The 15,381-nt window shown below is 35.3% G+C and carries 15 protein-coding genes; 2 read left to right on the top strand and 13 right to left on the bottom strand.

What is annotated here, in order from left to right; translation table 11 throughout:
- Positions 1 to 11: 11 nt before the first annotated feature.
- Positions 12 to 236: a helix-turn-helix domain-containing protein gene (locus tag HMPREF2811_RS01230; protein ID WP_066124577.1), complete on the bottom strand. Its 225-nt coding sequence runs from the start codon at positions 234 to 236 to the stop codon at positions 12 to 14.
- A gap of 819 nt (positions 237 to 1,055) precedes the next feature.
- Here HMPREF2811_RS01230 and ald point away from each other — a divergent pair.
- Positions 1,056 to 2,162: an alanine dehydrogenase gene (gene ald / locus HMPREF2811_RS01225; RefSeq protein WP_071407756.1), complete on the top strand. Its 1,107-nt coding sequence runs from the start codon at positions 1,056 to 1,058 to the stop codon at positions 2,160 to 2,162.
- Between the two features lie 402 nt (positions 2,163 to 2,564).
- Here ald and HMPREF2811_RS01220 read toward each other — a convergent pair whose 3' ends face one another.
- From HMPREF2811_RS01220 to lacD, 6 genes are all read right to left on the bottom strand, one after another.
- On the bottom strand, positions 2,565 to 3,065 hold the full coding sequence (locus HMPREF2811_RS01220; protein ID WP_071407755.1) for a DUF4411 family protein: 501 nt from the start codon (positions 3,063 to 3,065) through the stop codon (positions 2,565 to 2,567).
- Positions 3,066 to 3,067: 2 nt separating this feature from the next.
- Complete coding sequence (locus HMPREF2811_RS01215) at positions 3,068 to 4,171, bottom strand: ImmA/IrrE family metallo-endopeptidase (protein WP_071407754.1); 1,104 nt, start codon at positions 4,169 to 4,171, stop codon at positions 3,068 to 3,070.
- A gap of 350 nt (positions 4,172 to 4,521) precedes the next feature.
- A complete protein-coding gene (locus HMPREF2811_RS01210; RefSeq protein WP_071407753.1) occupies positions 4,522 to 4,968 on the bottom strand; it encodes a type II toxin-antitoxin system HicB family antitoxin in 447 nt (148 codons plus the stop codon).
- A gap of 15 nt (positions 4,969 to 4,983) precedes the next feature.
- Complete coding sequence (locus tag HMPREF2811_RS11880) at positions 4,984 to 5,100, bottom strand: hypothetical protein (protein WP_371441394.1); 117 nt, start codon at positions 5,098 to 5,100, stop codon at positions 4,984 to 4,986.
- A 322-nt stretch (positions 5,101 to 5,422) separates the two neighbouring features.
- Complete coding sequence (gene agaS / locus HMPREF2811_RS01205; RefSeq protein WP_071407752.1) at positions 5,423 to 6,589, bottom strand: AgaS family sugar isomerase; 1,167 nt, start codon at positions 6,587 to 6,589, stop codon at positions 5,423 to 5,425.
- Between the two features lie 15 nt (positions 6,590 to 6,604).
- A complete protein-coding gene (gene lacD / locus HMPREF2811_RS01200; RefSeq protein WP_071407751.1) occupies positions 6,605 to 7,600 on the bottom strand; it encodes a tagatose-bisphosphate aldolase in 996 nt (331 codons plus the stop codon).
- Between the two features lie 163 nt (positions 7,601 to 7,763).
- On the opposite strand from lacD, the gene HMPREF2811_RS01195 reads away from it, so the two are divergent.
- Positions 7,764 to 8,534 (top strand): DeoR/GlpR family DNA-binding transcription regulator, encoded by a 771-nt coding sequence (locus HMPREF2811_RS01195; protein ID WP_071407750.1) that lies wholly within the window; start codon positions 7,764 to 7,766, stop codon positions 8,532 to 8,534.
- Between the two features lie 282 nt (positions 8,535 to 8,816).
- Here the strand turns inward: HMPREF2811_RS01195 and HMPREF2811_RS01190 are convergent, their stop codons facing one another.
- The 6 genes from HMPREF2811_RS01190 to HMPREF2811_RS01165 form a co-directional block, all read right to left on the bottom strand.
- Positions 8,817 to 9,707 (bottom strand): ROK family protein, encoded by an 891-nt coding sequence (locus tag HMPREF2811_RS01190; protein ID WP_071407749.1) that lies wholly within the window; start codon positions 9,705 to 9,707, stop codon positions 8,817 to 8,819.
- Between the two features lie 17 nt (positions 9,708 to 9,724).
- The gene (locus HMPREF2811_RS01185; protein WP_071407748.1) at positions 9,725 to 9,907 is read right to left on the bottom strand and encodes a DUF6903 family protein; all 183 of its coding nucleotides are present in this window, start codon (positions 9,905 to 9,907) and stop codon (positions 9,725 to 9,727) included.
- The gene (gnpA, locus tag HMPREF2811_RS01180) at positions 9,904 to 12,141 is read right to left on the bottom strand and encodes a 1,3-beta-galactosyl-N-acetylhexosamine phosphorylase (RefSeq protein WP_071407747.1); all 2,238 of its coding nucleotides are present in this window, start codon (positions 12,139 to 12,141) and stop codon (positions 9,904 to 9,906) included. The genes HMPREF2811_RS01185 and gnpA overlap by 4 nt, the downstream gene beginning before the upstream one ends.
- Before the next feature lie 16 nt (positions 12,142 to 12,157).
- Complete coding sequence (locus HMPREF2811_RS01175; RefSeq protein ID WP_246829784.1) at positions 12,158 to 13,018, bottom strand: carbohydrate ABC transporter permease; 861 nt, start codon at positions 13,016 to 13,018, stop codon at positions 12,158 to 12,160.
- Positions 13,019 to 13,033: 15 nt separating this feature from the next.
- A complete protein-coding gene (locus HMPREF2811_RS01170; protein WP_071407745.1) occupies positions 13,034 to 13,924 on the bottom strand; it encodes a carbohydrate ABC transporter permease in 891 nt (296 codons plus the stop codon).
- 73 nt (positions 13,925 to 13,997) lie between these two features.
- Positions 13,998 to 15,311, bottom strand: a complete 1,314-nt coding sequence (locus tag HMPREF2811_RS01165) for a carbohydrate ABC transporter substrate-binding protein (RefSeq protein WP_071407744.1) — start codon at positions 15,309 to 15,311, stop codon at positions 13,998 to 14,000.
- Between the last annotated feature and the right edge of the window lie 70 nt (positions 15,312 to 15,381).

Raw genomic sequence — 15,381 nt, 5'->3', positions numbered from 1 at the left:
AATGACCTCCTTTAAAATTTCGGATGAAAAATGCGAATAATCTCACGGTCTGTTAATTTCAGAAAGCGACTAATTAAATTGACTACTTCCAAACTGGGAATCGTATGCCCTTGAAGTGTACGTGACATCGTATTGCGAGAAATACCGACTTGGTCTGCAACCTGACAAGCTTTTAAACGTCGTTGATTGATGGCTTTTTCTAAAGCATAACGATTAATCTCATAAGGTTGTTCCACTCCCCTTCACCTCCTCTATTCACTATTAATAAATATTAAATTACTTGCTTGTAATCCCTAATACAATTATGCGTCTATCACATTTTTTACTTAATATCTTCCTCTAAAAAAACACCACGATAATGAGTCCTCCTCTCTCAATATTGTTTAATAAATATATCGATAAAAATTCTAAATTTGGTACATTGACTGAATTATAGCTTAGGTTTAAATTATGTTGCAAGCGTTTTTATAATGTAAAATCGCTTTGAAAATAATCAGCTTAACGATTTGAAAAAACACTAACAAACAGTGTAATCGCGATGAAAACATTTTTTATGAAAATTACAAACAAAGTCGGTCACAATCACTCTCGTAATACTAACTTTGTGAAATATCCACTAATCTTTGTGAATAAATGTTAGTAAAAAATTGCTTCTATGAAAACAATAAAACCAAATGTCTTTTGCATTTTTACTATGAAAAAGATGAAAATAAGATGAGTTTCCTACAATTCCCAAAATGATGTCGCTAAGAATGTTAATTTATAAACTCAACACCCTAATATAGGCTGTCCATTTTCCTCCCTAATATAGGCTGTCCATTTTTTTAGCTGTCCATTCTACACTTAATAATGGCTATCCCTTCTACCTTAAATAATGGTTGCCCCTGCTTGCCACAAAATAGTACCTATCCTTCTATCCCCAAAATAATGACCGCCCTTTTTAGAACTTATGCAAGGCATTAATTTTCTAAAGCATATTCCTTTCATCCGATTTTGTGATATAATTATCAAAAAATACATATCATTTTGAACATCATTTTGAAGGAGTCATGACCATGATTATTGGTTTACCAAAAGAACAAGAAATCAATGAAAATCGTGTGGGATTAACCCCCGACAATGTTAAAGAATTAATCAACGACGGTCACCAAGTTATCGTTGAACATCAAGCCGGTTTGGCATCTGGATTTAGTGATGAAGCTTATCAAGCAGCCGGAGCCACTTTAGTTGAAGAAGTCGCTAAAGTTTGGGATGCAGAGATGGTTATCAAAGTAAAAAAGCCTTTGAAAGAAGAATATACATACTTCCACAAAGGACTAATCCTATTTACTTATTTACATTTAGCAGCCGATCCTGACTTAGCCCAAGCTCTATTAGACAGCGAAGTAACCAGTATCGCTTATGAAACAATGGTTGACCGTGGTACCCTTCCACTACTGAAGCCCATGTCCGAAGTAGCCGGGCGTATGGCGGTACAAATTGGCGCTCATCTTTTAGAGAAAAATCATGGTGGGCCTGGCATTTTATTAGGCGGTGTCCCTGGTGTGAAACGGGCGAATGTGACGATTATTGGGGGTGGCGTTGTCGGTCTTAATAGTGCCAAGTTAGCCTGCGGCTTAGGTGCCAATGTGACGATTATCGACCTCAATCCACAACGTCTAGCCAAGATTGAACATACCCTAGGATACCCGGTACAAACTCTAGTATCAAATGAAGCGAATATTCATGAATCGGTGGTAAATTCAGACTTAGTTATTGGTTCCGTCTTAGTGGCCGGAAGACGTGCCCCCATCCTAGTTAAAGAAGGTACCATTCAACAAATGAAGCCTGGTTCTGTCTTAATTGATGTGGCAGTCGATCAAGGCGGTAATTTCTCAACAACCCATGAAACCACTCATTCAGAACCAACCTATGTTAAATATGGCGTAACGCACTACGCCGTTAGCAATATTCCTGGAGCCGTACCCCAGACCGCTACCATAGCCTTAACCAACGCCTCATTATTCTATGCTAAAGAAATCGCCAACAAAGGGATTGTCCGAGCCGCCAAAGTCAATCACACCATATTAACAGGCGTTAACACTTATCAAGGCCATATAACTAATCTAGCTGTGTCAGAATCACAAGACCGCGAATTTGTTGCCTTAGAAACAATCATTTAATTCAAGGATGCTAAATGTGACTTTATTACGTATCTTACTTGAATTTGTTGTCTTAGAAACTATCTTTTAATTCAGGATGCAAAACCCGACTTCATCACATATCTTACTTGAATTTGTTGCGTTAGAAACTATCATTTAATTCAATACAAAGCAAATAGGGAGTGGGCAAAAAGTAGAAAATCAGTTGATTTTCGCTTCGTCTGTCCACCCCCGCACAGTTGAGTAGGTCTTAAACAAGTCTTTCCCCGCACAGTTGAGTAGGTCTCAAACAAGTCATTAAGACGTAGTTTGAGACCACTCAACCACTGCGCTCTGAATTAACTAGCTTTGCCTGAACAGAATTTAAAAAGTTTTTTCCTAACCTCTTACTTATTATTTCCAAACATACTTAAGAAAAAAAGTTTATAACTTAAATTGTATTTCTTCAAAGAACTGATTCATATTAATACATCGAATCCCTAACTGATCACTTACATCGGGGATTTTAGCGGCCTTACTTGGATTAATTTTATTGAGATTAATCACTCTATTTTCTTCAGTTACAATTGTATAGTTCTCCTTCATAGCGATTGCAATGAGCCATGCATCAGCTATCTTTTCATTAGCCCATCCTTTTTCAGAATTCAATGCCTCAGGCTTATAAAAGCCACAAGATAAGACATGTTGTAGGACAGTAGTATACTGCGACGTATATTGAGTATGATTTAATATTTTATTAGAGAAGTGACTATTTATCCATGCTACAAACTCTGTACTATGTGTGGTCTCATTGATGACAACTTTCGGTATGATTACTCGAGAATTTAAAATTGGAATTAGGTTTTCCCAAAAACTTGGAAAATAAGCAAAGCGATAATAGCGATCATAAAAGTTAATAAAAATATTTGTGTCTAAAATATACATCGCTATTTATTCCTTTCCCCTAATACCTGATAGCCTTTGTAACCGACTCCAATGAGTCTAAAGGCTTCGGTATAAGACAATCGTTGTTCTTTTACCGCATTACTAACATATTGATAAAAATTGGGATCAACACGATACTTTAGGGTGTTTCGATAATTTCCCGTTATTTTATTTTTTGGTATCTGAGTCGATTGAAATTCTTCTTTTAACTGCTTTACTGTTTCTTGGTATTTGACTTTAGAAATGAACTTTAAATCATACATTCTTCGCACAACAACTTGTTTGCTCACTTCAAAGTATTTTGCTAAATTATTTAAATTTACGTCAATGCCTAATTGTTCATTATACTTCGATAGGAAGATATCTTTTGGAACTAATATTTCAGCTGTAATTCGGTTAACTTTTACTTCTAGTGGATTCAATGGGGATTCTGTTAAATCTAATAAGTGATCCTGACCAAAGAACAAATGGACAAATTCATGAATTAGAGTAAACAAACGACCGGTATTCGTATCTTTTTGATTGATAAATATAATCGGTGCTTTATTATCTGAAAGAACAAAACCTCTAAACTCTTCTAAACTTAAGTTTCGATGGGTATTTTCTTTCACAATACCATTAATGAATACGAATACACCTAACTGATTGAGTACGTTTCGATAAGTAGAAAAACGACCTGAAATTATATTTTCTCCTAGGTAATGGCGAATGGTATTCAGAACTTTTTCATCTGAATCCTCTAAGGTAAATTGTCCAATAAAAGGAAGTTCTCCGATAATCTCCTCTCTTAGGAAAGCTTGTTTATCTTGCATATCAACAATCGTTTCTCTTAATTCCGTACTCATTTCATTTATTGTTTTAGAATCGATTGTTCTAAAATCCGCTTCAATCTCAGGAGAAGCAATGAATTGATTTAATAATAATAAACCTGTAGGAATGTTGATTAACTTCGCAATAGTACTTAATTGATTAAATGTCGGTTTTTCTTGCCCGGTTAAATAGGCTTCAATTTTGGGTAACTTTTGTTTTAAATAATCAAGAGGAGTGTTCGATGCTTGTACATACTTAGCTAACACTTCTTGATTAATTGCTAATCTTTCTACCATCGTAACCCCTCCTCGTAATTCTTTGACTAAATTGTAGCATATTTCGATTATAAATGGGAGTGGACTTGAAGTAGAAAACCAGTTGATTTTCGCTTCGTCTGTCCACTCTCGCAAAACAAAGTACATGAGGTTACAAATGAGTCAGTAAGACGCAGTTTTACCCCCAGCCACTGCATTTTTAATTAACGCACAATAACTCAACTGAATCTCGTCCCTGACACTTTAGATGCCTCTCAAACACTGCGCTATAAATATATTAATCATTCACTTTTAAAACGTTTCTGTTTCCTCTTTTCATAGAAATATGTAAAACAATAACGAAATACTTTAAATGATTTTAAAACGCAAATCTACGATGATTCAAACTTCTTCGCTAATATCGCTTCTGTTAATGTTTGAGAGAAGTTTAATTGTAATTCTTTCCCAGCGATATCAGCCCATTTGGGGATTGTGAGTGTTTTTTTTACTAACTCTTGCATACCTAGATATCGAGTAACATCTGTAGCAACCATTGAAATAAATGATTGCTGTTCATCGTAATCTAGACTAAACTCCGAATCTTCTTTAAATGGATTGTGTTCAATTAATGATAACTCATTTATATTAGTCGGGATAGGCAATGTGTGATTCTCTTCAATCAAATCGGCTACTTGTATCCCCAAATACTCGGTGGCCATCATCATCGCATCCGCAAGATTTTCGCCTTGAGTAGCAGAATATTCAAAGTCAGGAAATGTAATAAAATAATTGCTCTCCTTTGGATCAAAATAAAATAAAGCGGGATAAACTACTTGCATACTCAACTTCCTTTCTTAACGATGCCATAACACCAATAAATTGGCCTGTTTTAATATATTGCGTTCCGTACCTCTTTTTAATTCTCCATGTGGAATGATAATTGGTCGGCATCCTTTCTTTTTCATTTTTATATGGGAGCCTTACCCCTCTCTGGTATAGGGTGTCTATCCATACAACATCAACAATTTCATCATTTCTAATTGCGTCAAAGGCATTTATATTCTTCCTCCTATTTATTGTAGCACGTATAACACGTATTGTACATGTTATTTGCTTTATAAAATAAAATATGGAATATATTCAATAACACTCGAAAAAGACCAAGGCAAATTGCCTTGGTTAGTAGATTGAGGTTAATTTGAAGGTATCTCTTACCAAATCGATGTCCATAAACCAAAAAGACCAGTACCTAGTAATCCGATCACTAAGATTAATGAACTACAACGCTTTCAGCTATTTTTCGAACGGATAGATCGTAACGCCTTTTACTACTCGATTAACCGTACCGGTTTTCGAAGGTGTATCAGGTGTATTATCCACAGCTATCGAACTTAATAGTGCATAAATTTGTCCAAAAACAACGTATGGTAATACTAAATATCCTTCTTCTACGTGTTCTGTTAACGCAATATCAAAATGGGTAAAGCCATCGATTTGAGGATTATCCCCACCGACAACAATCATCGATTTAGCAATCCTATCAGCAGCAATTTCTGTCATCAAATCAAGCTCGTATTGACGTGCATAAGCATCTTCAGACTGGTACAAAATAATCGCAGTTTGGTCATTCACGATTGATTTCGGTCCATGTCTAAATCCTAAAACGGACTCATATAAAGTTGTTTTAGCTCCAGCGGTTAATTCTAAAATCTTTAATTGCGTTTCATGAGCTAGTCCAAAGTATACGCCTGAACCCAAGTAAACAACACGCTCAACATTTAAATCCACTAAAGCTTGAATTTGTTCTTCTTTGGCATAAATGCCTTCAGTTGTCTCAATCATTTGTTCTACCCAAGCTTTCTTTTGCTCAAATGAACGATTATCAAAAATTAATAAGCTTGTTAAATACATACATGAAAACGCGCCTGTCATCGCAAATCCTAAATCATTCGATAGTTCCGGTTGTAATAATAGTAAGTTTTTATCATCACCTTGTGAGTTTTTGGCAAGTAACCCTTCTTCCGAACAGGTAATAGTCATTTGATATAAATCTGTTACTAATTGTTGTGCTAACTTAACAGTCGCGACACTCTCTGGAGAATTTCCTGAACGAGCATACGAAACTAATAAGGTAGGTTGTGACGCTTTAAAATATACTGTTGGATTGGTGACTAAATCTGTTGTCGGTACATCTAAATATTCCCAACTTAAATCTTCTTGCGTTTTCATAATTTGTGGCAATAAGGTCTCGCCAACATAAGCAGAAGTTCCTGCACCAGTAAAAATGACTTTTACAGAATCATGTTTTTCCTTAATGTTATTTAAAAAGGTTTCAATAGTATCACGCTTTGATTCGATCGTTTCTAATACTTCACGCCATAACTTAGGCTGTTGACGAATCTCACGGGTAGTATTTACAGCACCTAATCGCTCTAATTCTTCAGTAGACAAATTAAACATATTTCATCACCCTTCTTATTCATTAACACCAATTTTATCAGTCCACGGAGTAGCAGTTTTAGTAAGTACATCATTCAATCCATTAATATTTTCTTTTCCTTGAGTAGATAACCATTCACGTGCTGCTTGATCGCCTTCTTGTACAAAAATTCCCACAGAATCTTTCCATGTCGCACGACCACATAAAACACCATTAAATTGGCTGCCCGATTCCTTAGCAAAAACTAAAGTGTCTTGGAATAACTCACTGGATACACCCGCTGATAAGAAAATATATGGTAAATGAGTCGCCTCATCTTGTGCTTTAAAATGCGCTTTTGCTTCATCTTGTGACATAATAAAGTCTTCTTTAGCAAAACCTTCAACATATTCCATATTAACCGGCACTTCTACTTTTAAAACATCAGCATTATACTGAGGTTTAGAAAATTCTTTCATCGCTTCAATTACTTTATGAGGTTTAACAGCTGCGTATTCTTTAGATTTAACATCATCCATTTGATGGTCATAGGTTAAAATTTCTAAGAAAAATGGGATATCTTCTGCTAAACATTCAGAACCAATTCGTTCCACAAATGCGTGTTTTTGTTCATTAATGGCATCACTTTCATCGATATCATAATAAAGTAAGAATTTTACTGCATCTGCCCCAATTTCTTTAATACGTTTAGCTGACCATTCCCCTAATAAATCAGGCAATCGACCTGGTTCAGTCGCATCATAACCGGTTTCTTCATAAGCTAATAATAATCCTGCTTTCGCATCTCTTACTTTTGTAGCGGGCAAACCATATTCAGGATCTAATAATATTGATGACGCATAAGGGGTTAAAACTTCTGAAATTGAGATTTTAAATGCTTCAACTGCTGCTTGAATATCTTCAACAGCTCCCTTTGATTCAATCATCTTTCGAATTGAACCTCGCTGGTCAATGGCTAAAGCTGAGATAACATGGTCATTGGTAGAAAGTTTTTCTAACTTTTCGAATTTGCTTTTTGAAATAATGTGCATTTTTGTCCTCCACCCTTCTAAAAAGAAACATTTTGTGTCATTTTACTAACAATATAACGCAACAACGAACAAAAGTCAACATTACATTGACAAATAACGAACATAATATTATATTGTAAAGGTAAAGCGAACATATTCAAACATGTTCAGAAAGGAGTCACTTATGCTAAAAGAAGAACGCCAGCGCTTGATTGAAGAATTACTAAAAAACAATAGTGTCATTTCAAATGCGGATATTTTAAATTTATCAAATGTGACTGAAATGACGATTCGCAGAGATCTAAAAGAAATGGAAAAAAAAGGTTTATTGATTCGAATTCACGGAGGAGCCAAAAGCATTAATACAGATGTAGAGGCGACTAACCCTAAAAAAGAATTTAGCCATATCCGTAAGCGAACAATCAATCGACCTCAGAAAAAACATGTTGCACAACTAATCGCCAAAGAAATTAATGAAGGTGATACCGTTTTTCTAGGTTCAGGAACCACTATTGAAATGGTTTATGATTATTTAACCGTGCCGAACATTCAAGTTGTGACGAATTCAATGTTAGTATTTGAAAAATTCAAATTAGATAAACGATACGAAACGATTTTGATCGGTGGTGTTTATCGCGATGTTTCAGCCTCGTTTCATGGCACGATTTCCGATCAAGTAGCAGAAAACTTCCATGTACAAAAAGCATTCATATCAGCCAATGGCATTTTGAATAATAATATTTATGATGCTGTTGCCGAAGAAGGTCTAACTCAAAAAATCATTTTCGAAAATGCTAAATTAAAATATTTAGCGGTTGATTCAAGTAAATTTGATAAAAAAGATTTCTATCAATTTTATCAAACACAAGATTTGGATTTTATTTTGACTGATAATGAGATTCCATTAGAAACATTAGAACACTATCTTAATTATTGTAAAATTATTACTAAATAAGGATTTAAATGGTAGATTTAGAATAGATTATTTGTAATCTCACTTTAAGTAATGAATGCAACCTCATTAGCACACCGGCTAATGTCTATTGATTAATAAGATTAAAAACAAGCCCGCAAGCACACTCTTTAATCGCTGTCGAAGCACACGAGTTACGCCACTGCATCGCACACACGCCTATTCGCCCTTCCTAGCACACAATTAATAAAAGACCTTGGGTAGACCAATTGATTACAATGGTCTATCTAAGGTCTTTTCTTGTCGTTCAATGACTATAAAATATTAAGGAATGACTAATAGCCCTGCTCCTATTAAACCATTATGTCCATCCAGTTTTGATAGTGTAATATTTTGTAAAATATGTTCTTGTTCTGGATGAAGATACGGTGCTAATTTTTGCTTAACAGCATGAATGTAATGAGGATTTTTTAGTGCAACACTGCCACCAAGTACAATATATTTTGGATCGAGTAGACAAATAATCGCATATAATGTCTTTACAATCGCATCCATACTTTCATGAATAATCGTAGTCGCTTGTTCATCACCTTGTTCCCATAAGTGAAACACATCCGCTGTAGTGATGTCTTTATTCGAGTATAACAATTGACCATAGTCAGCAATTGCCGGGCCAGACGCGATAGATTCTAGCGGTCTAGTACCTCTTGGTGTCTTTATTTGTAAAAAGCCTACTTCTCCTGAAAAGCCACTACCTCTTAGTATCATCTCATTAATGATGTTAGTGCAGGCGATACCCGTCGAAATCGTTAAATAGGTAAACATATCGTTTGCTTCGAGTTGTAATAAACGATACTCGGCGTATGCCGCTACTTTAACATCATTGTCAATTTTTATTTTCGTTTGTGGATAAACGGTACTTAAGCGCTCCACAATTGGAAAATTGTGCCATAAAATGTTATTTTGATAAATTGCAATGCCATTGATCTCATCCACTTTTCCAGGCATTCCTAAGCCAATTCCGCAATAATCAGTCATGGCCGTCTTCGTCTCGACTAGCAAGCGAGCGATTCCATTGACGATTAATTCAAATAATTTTTCACTATCATTTGTTTCTGTTGGATAATCATAGCGTTTTGCGATTGTTCCATCTTGATTAATAATGGCAATAGCCGTTTTGGTGCCACCAATATCAATTCCAATAGCTTTTTTCATCACTTATCCCTCTTCTTCTACTCTCTTTTCGGATGGTTAAATTCGTAATTATAATCAAAAATAACAATCAGGATACCCGCTAAGCCCATTAACATATAGATAAGTTGCTTAATGCCTGTTGTTCTTTGAAAATAAATGATAATAAATAAGCAGATAAAAAAGACAATAAAGCGAATAATCGTTCTTATATTAGCCTTCATTTTATATCCCCCCAACGTATTTCACTCGGATCCAAATGCATCTCAATGGATTCATTATTATCAAGATAAACGATAGTTGTTTGCGGATAATTGGTATTATTTATCACTGCATATTTCTTTTTCTCTGGATAAGCATGCACTTCAATATTCAAGTTAGTACTGTTCCATTTATTAAATTCAGCTTCTTTATTCGCTGCAAAATATAAAGCACGCATCAATATTCTGGCATTTTCAACACTATAAGGTAAGCCAGCAATATAAACGCCGCGACCTTGTCCATAATTGTGGGCCGCTAGATGGACTTCTCCAAATTCTTTCCCTTCTGCGTTTGCTGGTAAAACGACACCATTCGCCTCATTATCTGACTGACCAGAACTGAATTCAATCACTTCGGTATCTTTATAGAGGGCATAGACATTTTTAATACTTTCACCAAAATTCACTTTGTTAACATCCTTGATGTCTTCGGTAATAAAATGGGTGTCAACTTGTTGAGTAAAATATTTATCGACTGACAAACTATAGCCTATTTCACGTTCAACCCCTAAAATGTCACCTAATTGGAAATAGCGTCCACCATGTTGGTAAGCCGTTGGTTCCCCAACACCAATGAAACCTCCACCTTGATATACAAATCGACGGATAGCCGTCACTAATTTTTCATTTGCCCAAAAACTGCCACCACTAAACGAGGTTCCAGCATCGCCAGCATTAATTAAAACATCAATATCTTCTGGGACACCGTGTTCCATCACATCATCAAAGCTAATAAATTCAACATCTACGGCCGCCCCACTTAAAACTTCCATAATTCCCATGTATGAATAAGTTTGCTTATAAGGTAATTCGTGAGCCACCATATGACTTTGCCAAGTCCGTAATTTGCCCCAAGCATTTAAAACCCCTACTTTAAGGGCGCTATAAGGTTTGGTATCTTTTACGATATCGTAAATCTCACGAAATTCATCGGTTATTTGTTCAATATAATCAACAAATTTAGGGAAATGATAAGCTAAGCTTAAATAGCCACCATATCCGATACGATCGACTGGTTTTCTCATAATAGCTCTTCTCGCTGTCAACCAATTTTGATTAGCTTCGATTGTGGGATCATTGCCTTCTTTAAAAACATCAGGGAAAAAGTAAGGTAAAAAGCGTCCTTCTGTATAGTTAACATGAGGAATATCAGAAATCAGACGCAAACTTGCGCCACCCCCAACGGAACCTACTACTGCATCTAATCCAATCTCTTTAAAATATTTGCCATAAGGCTCGGTACCAATCCAATTATCTCCTAGGAACATCATCGCTTCTTTCCCATGAGAATGAACAATATCGACTAATTTCTTCGCTTGTTGCGCCACATATCGACTTGTAAAATCAATATAATCTAAATATTCTTTACTTGGATTGCGATGCGTTGTATTATAATATCCTTGATCAACAATATGTTCAGGACGTAGACGATAGCCTTTCTCTTTAGCAAATAATTCCAAAGCTTCAGTAGAAATCGAAGCACCATAGCCAAACCAATCCACAAATTTTTCTTTTGCTAAATCATTAAAAATTAAAGTGAAATGATAAAAGAATGTTGTAAAGCGAACCACATCCGTTTGCGGATTTTTCTGACACCATTTTTCTAAATAATCTGACATATATTGATTAGAATGTAGCCCTGTAACATTAAACGGAATATCATGAGGAACCTCGTCGCCCCAATTATTAGTCATATGATTATACATATGAGTAGGATCCCAAATCTTATATGCTAGAAAAGAAACGGTATATTCATGAAATGGAATGGTATTGTTAATCTCTACGGTCTCATCTTGTTGATTCACGCACCAATCCTCAATCGGTACCACTTGATTGGTCGTACGGTCAATTACTTCCCACCATTCTTTTGGATCATTATCAAAATTAGGTGTTAATTGTTCACGATAATAACCATCCATCAAACTAATGGTTAATGAGGTCTCGGTAGCTAAGTTAAATTGTGACATCAAATATAATTGTTGACATTCCTCCATATGATCCTTAATGAAATCATTATGATTTCTAGCTACAAAATAGGTCGTATAGATTTTAGCATCCAATGATTTAATATCATCGGACAATTTAGTCCCATCCGAATCGCGAATCGCATCCGCACCCCAACGTGCCATTAACTCTTTTGTCTCTTCTAAAAAATTATTCTCACTTGGTAAAGTAACTCTTCCTTTTGATTTCGCCATTTTCATACTCCTTCAATTATTCTTTAGAACCGCCAGCAGTCATTCCTTCTGTCAGCTGTTTCTGTACAAAAATATACAATATTAATGTTGGTAACATCACCAATACCATCCCAGCGTATAACTGACCATATTGTTGAGCAGCATTTTGAGCAGCCATTAAATTCATTAAACCAACTGGCAATGTTTTTAACTCTTGTTTCGTCATCAAAGTAAATGAAATAATGTATTCATTCCAAAAACTTAAAAAATTGAATAAAATAACCGTAATAATACTTGGTTTCGCCATCGGAATCATAATTTTAAGCATGGTCGTAAAATGACTCGCTCCATCAATCGAAGCTGCTTCTTCAAAGGTACTAGGCAACGAAATAAAATAACTCGACAATAAATGAATGGTAAAAGGTAAGGCCGTTGACGCATATACTAAAGCCAAAATAAAACGATTATTTAATAACATCGGGATAATCTCTATTTTTTGCAAATCCACTAACATTAAGAAAATTGGCACGACAATATAGTTCACATTAATAAAGAGGCCACCTTTAAACAATTGTTGTAAAACTCTTTTACCTGGAAAATTAAATCGTGCTAGCACATAGGCAGATGGTAAAGCCGTTACCAGTAATATGATTAATGCCATCGCCGTCACGATCACTGAATTCCATAAATTATCTCCCATACTGGCACGATTCCAAGCATCGATAAAGTTTTGGAAATAAAAACCTTGTGGCAAATTCCAAGGTGAATGATAAAACTCACTATTTTGCTTTAAAGAGGCTAAAAATACCCAACCAACTGGAACGATAATCGAAATTGCTAACATTATCAGAACAAAATAAATAAAAATCTTATATAATTTATTACTTGATTGATTCACGTATATGCCTCCTTTCTAATACTCTAAAATATCTCGCTTAGTAATCACACTAATGATGGCAGATAATAAGAATGAGAAAATAAAAATAATTACCCCGATAGCCATTCCATATCCTCTTACACCATTGGTATATGCTTGATTAAACATATAAGAAAGGACTACTTCACTCGCTCCATTAGGTCCGCCAGAAGTCATCGTTTGAACCAATAAGAAACTTAAATTAATCGTACTAATGATGAAAAAGGCTAAAGTTGTACGAATATTATTCCACACTAAAGGTAACGTAATCGCAAAAAACTGTTTAAACTTGCCTGCCCCATCTAAATCTGCTGCTTCATAAAAACTATCTGGTATATTAGCCATTCCCGCCATATACATTACCATGTAATAACCAATCGCTTGCCAAATGAGGGCTCCGATAATCGCATAATTCACTAAATGTTTATCACCTAGCCATAAAATTGGCGTTTCATTTCCTCGGAATAAATTTAAAATAGAATTTAATAATCCTTGGGTCGGATTATAGATTGCTGAGAAAATCCCCGCAATAACGACAATTGATAAAATATTGGGAATATAAAAAATGATTCTGAAGAAATTTTGTCCCACAATTTTCTCTCTTGATAGAACTGCCGCAAAAAATATTGAAATCGCTAAAGTCACAATCGTCACGATCACAATTGCTAAAATAGTATTTTGAAAAGCATGAATAAACTTCATATCAGACATCAATATTTTAAAGTTATTTAAACCGACAAATGTTTTATTCGCAGTGTACCCACTCCATTTGTATAAAGACATTCTAAAAACTTCAATTGTAGGATAAAGCATAAAGACAAAGAACAAAATAGTCGCAGGAAGTACACATATCCAAGCAAATCGTGTTCTTGATTTTTTCGTATCCATTTCATCACTCTCTTTTCACACTAATAAAAAATAAGAAATGTCCACCCACAAGTAGACATTTCTAAAAACTAAACTACTCAGCAGGCAATACTGCTTCGAATTTTTCCATCATTTCAACGACACTCTTTTGCCAATCTGCTACTGATAAATCGCCTGATACAACTGAGTCGAAGCTGCCATATAAGGTGCCACCTAAGTCAACCCCTTCAATTGATTCAACTGACACAAATCCACCCATACCAGGTAAGGTGCCGTCTTCATAAATATTATAGAAAACTTGTTGATCTTCAGGTAATTTTTCATTGATACCTTTAATTGGTTGAACCGCTCCATGTTTCGCAAAAATTTCTGCTGCTTTATCAGAATATAAGAAAGCAATAAATTCTTTGGCTGCATCTTTATTTTCGGCTGCTTCTGGAACCCAAATATGTTCTAAGAAGGTATAAGCATAACGCTCACTGTCTTCACTTGTAGTTGGAATAGGCGCCATCGCCCATTCAAAACCTTCCGCTCTCGGTGCTTCTGACATTTCACCCACAACCCAAGTACCATTTGGCATAAATAATGCTTTATTATCTAAAACCAGTTGTTGATTACGCGTAAAGCCATCCGCATTCGCATTTGCGACAGTAGTCGGTTCAGTGTTTTCAGCTAATTTACCTAATACTTCGAAGATATTGGTTAATTCTTCACCTTCCCAGACCGCTTTATCATATTTCATAGCAGAGTCAAATAATTCTTGTCCTCCAGCTCCAAGAATTACGGATGAGAAGAAAGTATCTAAATATGAAGCCGTAGGATAAGTAAATAAGGCGATATTTTCAGCTTTAGCTTTCTCACCTAAATCCCACATTTCATCCCAAGTTTGAGGCACTTCCCAACCTTTTTCTTCAAATAATGCTTTATTATAGAATAAGCCTGTTGGACTATAGAACATTGGCATCAAATAAGTTTTATCATCCCCATAAGGATTAGTAGACGAAGAGGCAGTAAAGCCATCTAATAACTTATCAGCAACCGTTGCTTCTTCACCAGGGACGGTCATTTCTTTAATATCGGTAAGCTCAGCTAAAGCATGATCCTTAATTAAAGCTTCTGGTAAAGCTTTTTGACGACTTAAAGCTAACATGACAACATCTGGAAAATCACCTGATTGTAATCTTGGTGACAGAGCATCTTCAATTTCTTTTTCTTGCATAAATTCGAACTCAACATTTGGATTAACTTCTTTGTACGCATCCATTATTTCATTCCAAACATCGGTTCCATATGCCGTCTCAACAGCTGCAAAATCAATGACTGTTTTTTCCTCTGCTGAAATATTTGAAACTGATAAACTTGACAAGGCGATAACTGAAGCAGCTAATGACATTAGGGCTTTTTTCATGTGAAATCTTCCTTTCTTTTTTTATTACACCTTTAGTATAACGCTTTCATGTCGATAATAAATGTAATAT

Origin of the sequence: Globicatella sp. HMSC072A10 (assembly GCF_001811625.1) — a bacterium.
GTDB lineage: Bacteria > Bacillota > Bacilli > Lactobacillales > Aerococcaceae > Globicatella > Globicatella sanguinis.
Note: the sequence above shows the minus strand (reverse complement) of the source record. Positions and strands in the feature narration are given on the sequence as shown.